General features: G+C 53.4%; 10 protein-coding genes. 1 reads left to right on the top strand and 9 read right to left on the bottom strand.

Annotated elements, in window-relative coordinates; all coding sequences use genetic code 11:
• Nucleotides 1-140: 140 nt before the first annotated feature.
• The 6 genes from K3T82_RS05105 to K3T82_RS05080 all read right to left on the bottom strand — a co-directional run bounded on the left by K3T82_RS05105 (nt 141) and on the right by K3T82_RS05080 (nt 11,037).
• Nucleotides 141-2,594, bottom strand: a complete 2,454-nt coding sequence (locus tag K3T82_RS05105) for a protein kinase domain-containing protein (RefSeq protein WP_220192404.1) — start codon at nt 2,592-2,594, stop codon at nt 141-143.
• Between the two features lie 127 nt (nt 2,595-2,721).
• Nucleotides 2,722-5,505: a hypothetical protein gene (locus K3T82_RS05100; RefSeq protein WP_220192403.1), complete on the bottom strand. Its 2,784-nt coding sequence runs from the start codon at nt 5,503-5,505 to the stop codon at nt 2,722-2,724.
• Between the two features lie 249 nt (nt 5,506-5,754).
• A complete protein-coding gene (locus K3T82_RS05095; RefSeq protein ID WP_220192402.1) occupies nt 5,755-8,406 on the bottom strand; it encodes a serine/threonine-protein kinase in 2,652 nt (883 codons plus the stop codon).
• A gap of 349 nt (nt 8,407-8,755) precedes the next feature.
• A complete protein-coding gene (locus K3T82_RS05090; RefSeq protein WP_220192401.1) occupies nt 8,756-9,370 on the bottom strand; it encodes a hypothetical protein in 615 nt (204 codons plus the stop codon).
• A 562-nt stretch (nt 9,371-9,932) separates the two neighbouring features.
• Nucleotides 9,933-10,214 carry a hypothetical protein gene (locus K3T82_RS05085; protein ID WP_220192400.1) on the bottom strand — a complete coding sequence of 94 codons (282 nt, stop codon included), beginning with the start codon at nt 10,212-10,214 and terminating at the stop codon, nt 9,933-9,935.
• 382 nt (nt 10,215-10,596) lie between these two features.
• On the bottom strand, nt 10,597-11,037 hold the full coding sequence (locus K3T82_RS05080) for a hypothetical protein (RefSeq protein ID WP_220192399.1): 441 nt from the start codon (nt 11,035-11,037) through the stop codon (nt 10,597-10,599).
• A 376-nt stretch (nt 11,038-11,413) separates the two neighbouring features.
• Between K3T82_RS05080 and K3T82_RS05075 the strand changes: the two genes are divergently transcribed.
• Nucleotides 11,414-11,587: a hypothetical protein gene (locus K3T82_RS05075; protein ID WP_220192398.1), complete on the top strand. Its 174-nt coding sequence runs from the start codon at nt 11,414-11,416 to the stop codon at nt 11,585-11,587.
• A 489-nt stretch (nt 11,588-12,076) separates the two neighbouring features.
• Here K3T82_RS05075 and K3T82_RS05070 read toward each other — a convergent pair whose 3' ends face one another.
• The 3 genes from K3T82_RS05070 to K3T82_RS05060 form a co-directional block, all read right to left on the bottom strand.
• The gene (locus tag K3T82_RS05070; RefSeq protein WP_220192397.1) at nt 12,077-12,481 is read right to left on the bottom strand and encodes a hypothetical protein; all 405 of its coding nucleotides are present in this window, start codon (nt 12,479-12,481) and stop codon (nt 12,077-12,079) included.
• 316 nt (nt 12,482-12,797) lie between these two features.
• Nucleotides 12,798-13,586 carry a type I methionyl aminopeptidase gene (gene map / locus K3T82_RS05065; RefSeq protein WP_220192396.1) on the bottom strand — a complete coding sequence of 263 codons (789 nt, stop codon included), beginning with the start codon at nt 13,584-13,586 and terminating at the stop codon, nt 12,798-12,800.
• Between the two features lie 129 nt (nt 13,587-13,715).
• Nucleotides 13,716-14,009, bottom strand: coding sequence for a helix-turn-helix domain-containing protein (locus tag K3T82_RS05060; RefSeq protein ID WP_220192395.1), 294 nt, complete (start codon nt 14,007-14,009; stop codon nt 13,716-13,718).
• Nucleotides 14,010-14,248: the final 239 nt, after the last annotated feature.

The following is a 14,248-nucleotide window of genomic DNA, read 5'->3' as shown; positions in this document are numbered from 1 at the left end:
ACGTGGCGGTATTGCATTGAAGTGGCGAGCGAGTGTTGATGGGTACAGTAATGGATGTGGGGTACTCGCTCGCCACGTTTCCCATGCAGACATCTCTAGAGATGCCCAGCCGCGCCGGTTGCTCAAACCGGCGCGGCTATTTATGCTTGATTTGCATCCACGACAATGATTTTAATCTGATTAGTGTCGCTTGGGAAGTGGTCTGTGTTAAAGGGGAGGCGTAGCTCAACTTGCGCGACGCCGGGCTGCTGGTTGAGGTACGCTAGAGCGGTAGTTGAAGTAGTGCCTTTGAGATAGTCAGGCCAACTGGCAATTTGCTGGTCAGTAAAGCTATATATCCATTGCCCTTTGACGCTAATTGTGAGATAGATAGCATTGTTCTGCCCAACTTTAGCATTGATCGTGCCTATCTGGTTGGGTTGTCCATGCAGTTTAAAATTTGTACTCAGGCTTCGGGTTGCCTCCTGTTTGAGCAGTTCTGTCGCGATGCCTGTAGCAATTCCTTTGTCGTAGCTCAGAACTGAGCCGCTGACCTGGACATTGATCTTGACGCGGTCTGTCGTCGCCCCCACCGGCTGTTCAGGCGTAATTTTGACCTCAAATTGAGGTTGAGTTGCCAGGACCTCATTTACATCCAGACTCTTCTGAAATTGCTGCGTGAGCTGTTGTTTGAGGCGTGGTACGAGGTCGGTTTTGACGCCATCGATGTCGTTCTGTTGCACGGTGTGAATGACTTGCCCATCACTACCACCACTGAATGGAGCTGTATTGCTGACGCTGATATTGTTTGCGCAACAGGGACCATCAAAAATATGTGCGTCCAGATTCCCGTTTGCTCCCGGTGTGATAGCAGTTGCGGGGACTGTGATTATGCCAGGTTTATCGCTGCCAAACCTTTTGCCGGGGACCTGGACCACTTGTGTGGTGCGTACACTGACGCCATTGTGGGTCAGTGTGATGACTCCAAGATTTGCGGGCATACGGCTGGTGTTGCTGAAGATGAGAGAGCCATGGGCCTGTACCGCATTGGTTGTGTGTGTACCAGTTGTATTGATAGTGCTGGTGCCTTGTGTGCTCTGCTTGAGCAGATGGGCGGGAATGCGATGTGTGGCGAGGTCGGCGCTGTGTACCTGAGGAGAGGCTGTCAGGATAAAAGTGTTTTGCAGTGTTTTATCCTGTGCGGTCACGTAAACAGTGGCGATGGGCGCGCCGCCAAAGATAGGGAATCCGGGCGCGAAGAGGCTGGCTCCAAAGGCACGCGTTCCGATTAGCGCGAGTAGCACCAGAACGGCCAAGGCCACAGAGGTGATAATAAGAGGTTTGGCAGGTTGCTTACGTCTGCGTTTGCGCACGGGTTGATGCGCGCGTATGATCTTCACCTCGGTGGGCTCTTCTGTGACGCGCTGCTGATAGCTCTTTGCGAACTTAGGGCGAATCTCGCCAGTAGTACGCGGCTGTCGCTGCTGCATGATGATGGGTTGAGGTTGCAGTGGATCGGCTTCCAGTGTGGTCTCCTGCCCGAGTCTTCTGGGTGAGGAGACCTCATGCACGCTTGCCTCGCGAGGGAATGGACGAGGTGCTCGCTCGCTATTGGGGACTGTCGAGTCGCTATGGAAGTCTGGATTGGGTTTGATGCCGGGCGCGAGGAAGTGATCTACGATCTCTTCGGGCTGGTCGTCAGTATCGGTAAAGAGTTCGACGCGGGGACCAGATATGGCTTTAAGGAAGGCGTCGCGTAGCTCGCTTACGCTCTGATAGCGATCTTCAGGGTTTTTCGCCATTGCCTTATAAACGACGCCTTCCAGTTCGCGGGGGATGGAGGCGTCGCGCTCGCAGGGAGAGGGTATGGGATTATATAGCTGCATCTCAATGACACGGATATCATCATCGCTGTCATAGGGAAGCTCGCCCGTAAGCATCTGGAAGAGTAGTACGCCCAGAGCATAAATATCGGTCAATGGGGTGACGATGCCACGTGTTTGCTCTGGGGCCATATAGTGTGGAGTTCCTGGAACCTGATCGAGTGGAATGGGTTTGCCACTCTGTGAGGCTTCGCCGGGCCAACTCGCGCCATTGTGTCGCCTGCGTCCGCCCCTTGTGCTTTTGATGCGTACCAGGCCAAAGTCACCCAGGTAGATATGAGGAACCTTTCCGCGTCGCATCTCTAGCATGATATTGGAGGACTTGATGTCGCGATGGATCAAGCCCTCGTCATGCGCGTTTTCGACGGCGTCGAGGATCTGCTGATAGAGATTTGTGACCTCTGCGAGATCAGGGAGACTACGGCGGAGGTAGCTGGTGAGTGTGCCACCATCGATGAAGGGCATGACCAGGAAGAGAATACCACGTTCCTCGCCAAACTCGATCAGGGGCAGGATGTTAGGATGGTGCAGGTCCGCGACAGTGCGTGCCTCGCGCATGAAACGACGGCGCATATCCTGATCTTTGGCGAAGTCGCCCAGAATAACCTTGATGGCGACGCGTCGATCAAAGGCGGTGCGTTGCCGACCCTCATAGACGGCCCCCATACCGCCTACACGGATGCGGCGAATAACGTCGTAGTTCCCTAATTGCTTGCCTTCCAGCGAGAGCATTGACGACTCTATTCCTTTCCTGACCGGCCCCTCATGTGGTGTGCTACATATCGGTGCCAGCATGGTTGCGTTAGTATCGCTGCTAAAGCGATGCGGCTACATATAGGCTCATGACGCTTTGTGATGGTTAGCCATTTCCCTCCTGGGGAGTAGTGGTGGGCGCGGTAAGAGTGGGTGTCCCCTGTCCTGGCGGGAGATCACCCAGCCCCTGAATGTTCTGGATCGTAAAGGTAATCTCGCCGGTATCACCTGGGAGTGTGTCGCCACTGGTCTGGATGTTGACCTTACCAATACCTTTGGTGCTTTCAAGGATGGTTTTTGCCTCGTTGACGCTCTTGCCCGCGATGCGTTTGGCTAGATCCTGTTCCATGGTAGTGCTGATCTGGTAGACCCAGATGCCTTGTGCCTCCATGAGCCAGGAGATGTTTTCGCCAGCCTGCCGTTGCTGGATGGTGCGTGGTTGGATCTTGCCAACGAGCTTATAGCCGTTGCCCAGGTCGGTATCAGCCTTTACCTGAAGCTTACTGCTGACCAGATCTTGAAGCTGTTGCTTATTATAGACCTGCGCGGTACAGGTCACGCTGACACTAATATTGGTTGAGGGGATGTTTTCCCCGGTATCTCCGATTGGCTGTGAGCTATTGACCTTTGGTGTGCATTGCGGATTACCAGCCATCTCCTCGCCATTCTGCATCTGTCCACGTAGTTTGGTCAGCGCTGTCTGAGCGGTCCGTGTCTTTAACTTATCAGAGACTTTGTTCACGTCCTGCTGTGTGACAAAACTATAATTTTGTGGGTCCTGCCCTCCTGTGAAGGCATTAGTATTCTTGACAAAAACGAAATTGCCACTCGCGCAACAGTTCTTGTTGACGGCCTGACTTCCAATATTGCCATTCGCTCCTGGATTGGCTGCGTGAGCACGAATAGTTACCTGTCCACCCTGGTTGGTGCTTGTGTTATAAGCAGGTATGACTGCTGGGACATCGGTGACTACTGTGAGGCCCCCACCGTTCGTAGTGATGGCTGTACCAGATGCTACCGTGAAAGATGATGAGGAGCCGTTTGAGAATGTCAAATTCCCCGAGGAGCGGACGCCTTCGGTTTGCTTGCGCCCGGTTCCCTGGGCGGTTTCGTTGCCGGATTGGAGAGAGGTAGATATTTGGCGTGCGGAGATTTGGAGCTTAGCGGGATCGGGATTCTCCTTGACGCCTGTGATGATATAGCTGTTCTTCTCCAGGCGGTTATCTGGCGTGAGAGTGATTGTGACGGGTTGCTGGCCTGTGATGGCATTGCGTACCTGTCCTACAAGGGCTGGTTGGGCGTAAACGGTGCCAGCACAGAGCAGGAGCAGTAGAACAATGATAGCCGCGACAATCCAGGGCCAGCCGCGTCTGCGCTGGCGTTTAGTGGGAGGTGGGGTGCCACCGCCACTGCTTCTGCCGCCGCGCGTGGTGGAGCGTCCCCCACCATTGTTGTTAGGGGGTAATGTGGAGACTCCTGTGCCCGCGCCAACCGCTGCTGTTTTGCCTGTATTGCGCTTGAGTGGGTTCCCGTTGCGGGTTCCTGTTTCTTCCTGAGCGAGTGCGCTGCCTGCAAGCGCACCAGCGGCGGCTCCTGCCACGAATCCCGCGCCGTGATTTCGATCTCTGCTGAGGTCTGAATCGTTTCTGCCGATCTTCCCACTAGGACGCTTTGAGCGTGTGAGTGAGGCGGCCTTCTCTGCCGCCTCGGGGGCAGAGCTATTGAGATTGACAGTGGTGCGCCTGCGCGTCTTGTTCACGGGTTGGAGTTCGATGGGCTCAGGTTCTGGTCCGCCCACCTTGGTGTTCTGTGCTGTGCGGGTCGCGAGCGCGCCAGCACCCGCGCCAGCCGCCGCCGCCAGTCCAAGGCTTGCGAGACCTGGGCCCTTGCTTTCCTCTGTTTTATCAGGTGGTGGGGCTTGCGTAGGCTTGTCTTTAGCCGTCTTGCCAGTGTTTCGCCGTGGCGCGGGTGTATCAGCATTCAGATTACGCGCGGGGCGTTGGCTCTTGCCGCGAGCGTTCTTGCCGGTTGTCCGTCGTGTATTGGTTGGGCGTGGCGCGTCGGCTTCGAGCGGCATTTCGATGGTTTCAAGGTCTTCGGGAGATATGTTGTCTGCACGCCGGATACCCAGTTCCTCGTCCATCTGTTCAGGTGTGGGTGGAGCTAGCAGATCACCATCATCGTCGAAGTCGGGGTTGAAGCTACCAGGATTTGGTGTGCTCTCGGATGGTGGTGGTGTGACACGATCCGAGTTGCTGGCTTGCTCAACCTCTTCGGTCTGTGGTGGCTGGCTCTCGACGATGCGTGGACGTGGGCGTCCGGCAAGGGAGGTGCTTGCAGTGGCAGCGCCACCCAGCAAGACCGGATTAATCTCCTGTGATTTGCGCTTCCCATTACCCGAGTCCGGCTCGCGAGGTTCCTCCTCCACTGGTTCCGGCGCCTGTGGCTCCTGAACAGGTTTCGGATTTTTCTTCTCACCTTTTTTGAACAGGCCGAAGAAGCCTCCATTACGGTTGCTGGCTGCTGTGCTAGCGACGACCTCTGACCCTTCTTCTAATGATTGAGTGAATCCTTCCAGCGATGAAAAGACTGTGAAGTTGCGTTGGCGAGCGAAATTGGCGGGAGGGGAACCGCTGGGAGCAACAAATATTAGCTGTGCCCGCAGCTTCTTGCGGAGCGATTTTAACCCATCGAAGTCGGTGGGGCGTTGAAAGGCTTTGTTTTGGGCGGGTAAGATAATCGCGATCCGTTCGCGGCCAACCTTTTCCTGGGTCAGGATAGCCGTAAGCACATTTTTATGTTCATCGTTGGGCGACACATAAATCATGCCTATTTTCTGGCTCCGGGGGTCATTAACTCCCAGGACATCCGAACCATTTCCTTGTCTCATAAGAACCTCGAATCCTTCAAAGTCTGTCTCTATCGCTTCGCAGACATTGTACTATATAGTGCGCTGCTAGTAAACGCCGTATTTGCCGGAGTTGTGCGAGCCAATACGAATTTAGCGGCGCTAAAGCGATAGCTTAGCGCCTTCTTATAATTTTGAATCTTCTCTTTCAGTTAACGTGCATAACATGTGCTTTCCGCCTCACCATTGCGAGCAGTTGCGGAATTATGTGGAATTGTCATTGTGAACGATTCAGGATTTGATCGCGATGGTGATCTGGTCGGGATTGGTGGGCAGGAGGTCGCCGGGATAGTCGATAGTGAGAGATGCGACACCGGGCTGACCCTGTAGCCATGAACGAGCTTCCGCGACGGAGCGCCCCGCGAGATAGTGTGCGACCTGCTGACGCGAGGTCTTGCTCCAGGCATAGGTCCAGGTGCCGCTGGCCTCAACGACCCAGGAGATCTGCTCACCAGATACCTTGGCCTGGCTGAAACGTATCGCCATGCCCCCGTGTTGCGTATAGCCATTGCCAAGATCGGTGCTGGCTTTCTGTTGAAGTTTTGGCGCGAGGAGCTTTTGCAGTTCCTGCTGGCTATAGGCCTGAGCCTGGCATGTGACGCTTACGCTGACCTGTGAACTGGTTATATTGGTGCCATTATCGCCGATGGCGGGGTTGGCGGCGAGTTTGCTGGTGCATTGTGGCTCGCCTGCCATTGCCTCACCAGTGCGTAATTGCTGACGGAGTCGGTCGCGAGCCTGTGTGGTGGTCTGCTCCAAAGTGGCTTTCATGCCCTCCTGAGCATCCTGCTGCGTGACAAAGCGATAGTCCTGCGGGTCCTGCCCCCCTGTGAAAGGCTCTGTATTCTTAACGAAGACGAAGTCTTTGCCGCAGCAGTTTTGATTGATTGTGAGAGTGGCAATATTTCCTTTTGTGTTTAGCTCTGCTGCATGTGCTTTGACAGTGGATTGACCAGCAACCTGCTTATTTGGGTCTGCTGGTGGTATCGTAATTTCTTCATCTGTCAGAACTATGATGCCGTTGGAAGCCTTTATTTGTGTTCCCTTGCCAAGGGTGAAGCTTGCGAAAGACCCGTTGGAAAATAATAAGCTCCCTGTAGCGGCTTTTCCGGGGGATTGGGTTTTTCCCGTGGCCTGGATAGTCTGGGGAGGAGACTGGAGGGTTGCGGTGATGGGGTGGGTTGTCAACTGGAATTTGGTGGTATCGGGATCGCGGGGAACGCCGATGACGGTGTAGGTGTCGCGTTCGATCTGGCTGGAGGCGGTGATGGTGATGGTCGCGTGATTACGACCAAGAATGGTGATGATGGGCGCGGTGAGAGGGCGTAGCCCTGGTAGCGCGAAGAGAGCGCTTCCGATGAGTACAAGGAGCAAGATGGTCGCAAGCACGATGGTGCGATAAGGATGGCGGGTAGGAGGGGACCCGGTGCTGGAGCGCTTATGGCGGGATAATGGAGAACTCTCGCGTGTGGTTCTAGCTGATTGACGACGGGAAGGTGTGAGGGATCGTTGCACTGAGGCATCGCCGGAGTGTTGGCGAGAACGAGCGAGAGATACTTGACTGGAACCTGATTGGGAGCGGCGTTGATGTTTGGGGACGAGCGATTCGAGAAGCGAGTCGTCCTGGGAGCGCTGTCTTTGGCGAGGTGTGAGGGATCGCTGCATTGAATCGATTTGAGAGCGCGGCCTCTTGCGAAGTGTGAGGGATTGCTGCATTGAGTCTGGTTGAGCAGATGGGTGTGATGACTGCCCTGATCCGAATTGCTTGTCTGAAAGTGTGAGAGATCGCTGCATTGGCTGTGAGGAGAAGGCCGCAGGGGAATCGGGGACGAGCTCATCATCCCCTGAGAGGGCGTTGAAGGCATCATCGTTGTTGTCTAGATCGTCGAGGTTGGTGGGGTTGGAGAGGAAGTCCTCAGAGGCAAGGTCTATGCTTTGAAAATCGCCAGGAGGTAGCGGTGTGATGCGCGTCATGCGGGGGCTGGTAAAGGTACTGCTCACATTGGGAGAGGGTTCGAGGAGCGCGGCGCGAGCGGAGGTCCAGAAGTCCTCCGCGTTCTGGTAGCGTTGCTGAGGATCATGGGCCAGGGCGCGCAAGATGACCATGTCCAGATCGGGCGGAAGAAGGGGTTGAAGGCTGCTAGGTGGTGGCGGTGATTGTAATTCCTTGTTGTTTGCTATGTCACGCCCTATTTCATAGAGAGTGCGGCGGAATGGCAGGCGACCAGTACAGAGCTGATAGAGAATCACACCGAGCGCGAAGATATCGCTCTCTGGAATGGCTGCGCCCCGAAATTGTTCGGGAGCCATATAGGGGAGAGTTCCACCGCTCGCATATGTATGGTGGGTCGCACTGATTTCAACGGCGAGCCCGAAATCGCTCAAAACTACCTGCTCACTCGCGTCTGGAAGGACGCGGAAAAGAATGTTGAGTGGCTTGAGGTCGCGGTGAATCACACCATGTTTATGGGCATAAGCCACCGCACTGCAAAGCTGTGAGCCGAGGGTCAGGATGCCATTAAGCGAGAATGGCTGGCCTGGACGTAAGCGCTTGTGCAAGTCGCCACCAGCGGCGTATTCCATTACAATATAGGGAACCATCGAGCCGTGCGCGGGGTCAATTAGTTCGAGCTTGAGATCGCTATATACCTGTAGGATATGTGGATGTTGCCAATGAGCGATCTTGGATGCTTCCTTCATGAAGCGGTTGAGGGCGCGTTGATCTAATTCGTCAGGCTTGATGACCTTGATGGCAACCTCGCGCTGCTCGCGGGCATCCCACGCCAGACAGACATCGGCCATCCCGCCGCTGCCAAGCAGCCTGCGCAGGTGATAGCGCCCTTCTAGAGTTTCTAGCTCATGCTGATAACGCCACAATCTCACAGTAGATCGCCTCCTCACTTCCTTGTAGAGACTTTCAGGTGTAGGGAAGAAATAGGTATGGGTGCTTATACGCGTCTACCCCTCAATTACATCCAGCACCAGATGCTTTTGATACTATGAAATATAGCTGATAGGATGCATTATTGCATGTGAGTAGGAAAAGAGCAATGCTTTTCGTGTAGTACGAGTGAAAGTGCTGTAAGGGGTAGTGAAAGGGGATGGAGTTCGTCAGATCTAGCGACCTTCTTCGCGAAAAACCTGCGTGTGTGAGGAAGTGGTGAGAGAAGGAACGGCGGGAGATGAGGAGTGACTCATCTCCCGCCTTCTATGTTCGATGCGGATGGCCTTATTACTGAGCCATCGTTGTGCTGGTTGCCAATTGAGGAACTTGGCTCATGCTACCCATCGAGTCCACGGTATTTGGATTCATGCTCGTTATCGGAGCCTGAGTTGTCATTGGTGCCTGAGTGATGGCAGGATTGAGATTCCCAGTAGGAGCCTGTGTGATGGCAGGATTGAGATTCCCCATAGGAGCCTGCTGAGTGATGGCAGGATTGAGATTCCCAGTAGGAACCTGTGTGATGGCAGGATTGAGATTCCCCATAGGAACCTGTGTGATGGCAGGATTGGTAGTACTCTCGATACGAAGAGCAGGATCGCTGGATTTCTTCATCATGCGATGATGCTTACGATGCTTATGTGCACTGACCTTAACGATGCAGTTGGCTGCTTTTTTAAACTCGATCTCACTGCCATTTACCTTGACTGTGAGATTAGTGCTATTAGGTGCATAGACGGCGAAGACAATGTTGGTTGAGCAAATCGAGATGGGACCTTTCCCTTTGTGATCGGCCTTCAGGCTAGCGGCATGAGCCGATGAAGCTTGTCCGAAGACCGTAAAGAGCATACAGAGGCTACCCAGAACAAACACACTTGCGCATTTAGTGATGCACGAACGCGACATTGTTTCGTCCTTTCCGACTCCTCCCTGAGTCGTATTACTAACCCGTAAACAACATACAGAGTGTGCAACATCTGCTGTGATACTGGTGGATCCATAGCACCAGCTATGGACCATCACTACTGTGTTCGCGCTACAGGAGAGTCATTATCTGCCAGCCAGGGTGAAGCCGTCTGTCTGAGGAGGGAGCATTGCAACCCTGCGGCAGGTGTTCTCTTTTGTTATAGAGGTTGGCACAAGCTCTGCGTATCAAGTGGGTTGCCCATGCGTATTTTCGGGGTTGCCTTGCTGTTCACATTGTCGGTAAAACCCGACTGTTTATCCATTTTGCCCGTCAAGCCTGAATATCGGCTGAAGCTGTTCTGGATTTATGTTGCACCTTGGGATAGTTTATGGCATACTTGAGCATGAGGGAAGATCTCTAGTCCTAATAGTCATATTGATAGTCATATTGTTTGTAAGCATAAAGCTCGGCGGACGTCAGAGACGCCCGCCGTTCTTGTTATGCGATGCACCATCGCGTAAGGATTTATTGTGGCGTTGTTTCGCTCAAGCGAAAGACAACTTACCAGTAATAGCAACCATACCAGCAGGGGCGATAGCCACCACCTTTGCCGCCAAAGCTGTAGCCATAACTATAACCATAGGAATAACCATAGCTATAGCCATAACTACCGCCGATGCCGCCATAGCCACCCCATTGTGAGTTCGCTGATATTTGTGCTTTTGTGGGGGTCAAACTGGCTGCTGAGGCAAAGCCTGTGCTACTACCGAACAGTAACGCGAGCGCTAATACGCCACTGAGCATAATCACACAAACAGCCTTGCGAAGGTTCAAAAGTGCCATTTTTGACTCCTTTTCCTTACTCCTTATTCGAAAACCTGTGTGTGCTTATTGCTACGAACATTGACACAGCCTTAGTGGCAGTTAGCGAACCCCCATACTGTGAACACCTGCGCGTAAGCGCTAATCGCGACCTCCATGTGGGGACACGGCAGCGACGTTGGAGTTCATAGCAAATGGATTGCGCTCAGATGTTCGTGCAAGGTGTATGCACTAGCCGCGAAAACGGCGCTGGTTTTCGCATAAGGCCTTAGTGCTTTGGGTGCTTAGGAATGCTTGGGATATCGTGGATTACTATCCGGCGTGTCCACATTGGACACGCCTGGATAGTTTTTTGCGTGTGCAATTGTTTAGGTTGGCCTGATATGCTGGCCTAGGTTGGTGCTTAGCGGAATCCGCGCCCGAAGCCGCCACCAAAGCCGCGCCCGAAGCCGCCACCAAAGCCACGACCGAAGCCGAAGCCGCGACCATAGCCGCCACCAAAGCCACGACCGAAGCCGAAGCCGCGACCATAGCCATAACCGAAGCCACGACCATAAAAGCCGCGACCATAACCGTAGCCGCCCCAACCGAAGCCGCGACCGAAGCCGAAGCCTCGACCGTAACCGTATCCGCCACCCCAACCGAAGCCGCGACCGTAGCCGCCACCCCAACCTCTGCCACCCCAACCGCCTTTGCCCCACTGGGCTGCGGTATGTATCTGTGCTTTAGCTGGTGCAAGGCTAGAAGCTGAAGCGGAGGTAGCCGTTCCCACCATTAAGCCAAAGGCGATGACGGCGCTGAGCATGATCAGACATAGGGTCTTCCGTACTACGGAGAGTTTCATGTCTTTCTTTCTCCTTGGTGCCTGAGCCTGTATTGCTCTTGTCTTGAATGTCGTTTGAGGATGTTGCTACTATTGACGCATTCTCTGATGGCACTACGGTTATGCACTACAGGGCTTACTTCTGGCTTCAGTATACAGAAGGGTATAAACTCATAAATAATGTTAATGCGCGCCTCCGATGGTGCTGCGAAGCAAAAGTGTTTTCTGTTTTCTCCTCGGGGCTTGCATTTTGATTGGTGGAGAGGCGGTAGAGTGCCTCAAGCCGACCAGACAATAATTGTGTGTTGAAAACCTATATCTTAAACAAAACCTAACGCCGCTCATGCGGCGCTTTCAGGTAGATACAAGGATATCAAGCAAAGCAGCGGTAGCTGCTGTGCCATCGATTACCGTCATACCAGCTATAGCCGAAGCGCCAGGTGTAGCCATTGTACCAGCGGAAAGGCTGACAGTGTTTGTTGCGCGCATGTCCGGGCTTATGGCAAGTGTGCGTGATTGCGTTAGTATGCTGGCTGTTGAGCGTGCTGGCGGATGCCGGGAGTGGAGATAGCAAAGTGAGTAAGAGTAAGAGCGTTACGCACCCGGCGCTTGCTATAGTTGTTGTTAAAGCGACGTGATCAAATATGGTGGACGACCAGCAAACCAGGGCCCATGTACCAGTATGCCTAGAGAGGCGGTTGTGTCCATGAGGGTACCTGGATATATAGTCGCGACTAAAGCGTACGTGACTGCATATCGTGGGCTCGCGTAGAAGACATATAGCTATTCTATCTTGCATGGAGATACACCAATCTCTCGTCTGGCATGAGAACGAGCGCTGGTTGTAGCGCGTTCTCTCTGGCAGGAATGGGTCCGTTTGTTTTCTAATTTCCTCTAGTAGATACGATGTAGGTTACAGGAATATGTTGAGGTGCTAAATAGAGGAAACCTCCTGGAGGACGACGCTGACACTGTGTCGCGCCACACTTCAGGAGGTTTCGCGCGGGCTTATTAAGTTCTCTATTGGAGAGCTAATAAGCCTGGTTTAATTCAGGGAATATTAGCAGCCGCAGCCACCGCCGAAGCCACCAAAGCCCCCACCGAAGCCACCAAAGCCCCCACCGAAGCCCTTGCCGAAGCCATGACCGCCAAAGCCTTTGCCGAAACCTTTGCCAAAGCCATGACCGCCAAAGCCATAACCACCGAAGCCACCGAAGCCGGTGCCATAGCCGAGGCCGTAGCCACTGAAGCCGGTGCCATAGCCGAGGCCATAACCACCAAAGCCGGTGCCATAGCCGAGGCCATAACCACCGAAGCCGCCACCATAACCACCACCGAAGCCGAAGCCACCTTTACCGCAGTGCAGCGAACTTGCGGACGCTGAGGTAGCTGTGCCGAACATTAGCAGCACTGCCAGGGCGCAGGAGAAGATAGCCATACAGACGGTTCTCTTGACAAGTGACATGGTTGTTCCTTTCCTTGTTTGAGTAAATCAATGCTCTCACTTTCCAGAAGGAGGTGTGAGCGTTTACACAAACAGACAATGTTCTGGAAACATCATCCACTTCCCCAGAGGAAGTGAAAAGGCGAACGGAGTCCCCCTGCCAGTGGCAGAGTTCCCGCTTCCAGTGCCATTATACGAGGGGCTTTAAACTCGTATATATGTATGCCTGTATCTATATGTAGAGGTGGAACGGGGGGAAAGAGGAATGGGAGAGAGGCTTGTCAGCCATCTCCCCCACTTCGGAAATCTTATTAGATGAGCTATTGACGAACGGATGTCATACGACCGTGAGTATCTCGGGCTCGCCAGTAGTGATCGCGATAGTATGCTCAAACTGGGCTGAGAGCTTGTTGTCGGCGGTACAAACTGTCCACTGATCGGAGAGGGTTCGCGTCTGAGCGGTGCCCTGATTAATCATAGGCTCAATAGTGAAGACCATACCTGGGCGGATGCGTAGACCCGTACCGCGTTTACCGAAATGCGAGACATGAGGATCTTCATGGAGGGAGCGCCCCACACCGTGACCACCCAGCTCGCGTACGCTAGAGTAACCATGTGCCTCGGCGTACTCCTGAATGACCGCGCCAATATCGCCCAGACGTTTATTGGCAAGAGCTTCCTCAATGCCAAGTTCAGTGCAACGTTTGGCGACTTCCATAAGCTTTTTGGCCTCTGGACTGATCTCACCAACCGCATAGGTAACGCAGGAGTCACCAACCCAGCCATCGAGCAGGACACCGATATCAACGCCGACGATATCGCCCTCCTTGAGTTTGATTTTCTCACTAGGGATGCCATGGCAGACCACCTCATTGATCGAGATGCAAATGGTGCCAGGGAAGGGAGGAACGGCTGGCATACCCCGGAAAGCCGCGCGCGCGCCATACCCTTTATAAATGGGAATCGCGCCCTTGCTGCGAATATAGTCCTCTGCAATTTTATCGAGTTCCAGAGTTGTCACACCGGGTTTGACATATGGGCGCATAACCTCAAAGGTTTGCGCGACCAGCCTTCCTGCTTCGCGCAGTTTGGCGATTTCTTGTCGAGATTTCAACATCACTGCCATATCTATGTATCCTCAATTTCTGCTGTGATCTTAAACGAAAACCAACCTTTATGTGAGGGCACAATGCCGCAGGCGCGGCTAATATGCTCAGGTTTTCTTGGGATATATGCCTTTGCTGGGAACAGGAGGTCAGGAGCTACGTCTATGAGCGTTAGAGATCGAAGCATCTTCCTGTCGATTCTCTTCCCAAAGAAGCAGATCATTAACCGTTACAGTGAAGTAACGGTTGAAATAGTTGAGCAACTGATCCACTGTTGTATAGTCGATGCGCCGATTCTGCCCGCGATGCAAAGCCGCCAGAACGCTCAACGAGACACCGCTCTCCTGTGCCAGCCGTCGTAAGCTCAGAGATTGATGGCCCTCTCTGGCGCGCTCGACATTTGCTCTTGCCAGTAGCAGGCGTAATCTACATGAGATAGTCACTCTCTTCCTCCTCCAAACCCTATCAAGGGTCTATGAGCATAGCTTTGTTCCCTATTTACGGTAGTCAGCACGTAGCGATGACTATCACTCTGTGCGTACCATAACAGAATTGTACTGACATGTCAATACAAAAGATCGAGATCGAAACACAATGCTTGCTTATAGAATTTACAGGGCAGACGAAAGCGCTGAATTTACATATACCCATTCTGATAGTAGTGCCAAGGGGGATGGTTGCA

Origin of the sequence: Ktedonospora formicarum (assembly GCF_016587355.1) — a bacterium.
GTDB classification, from domain to species: domain Bacteria; phylum Chloroflexota; class Ktedonobacteria; order Ktedonobacterales; family Ktedonobacteraceae; genus Ktedonobacter; species Ktedonobacter formicarum.
This window is presented reverse-complemented; position numbering and strand designations above follow the sequence as displayed.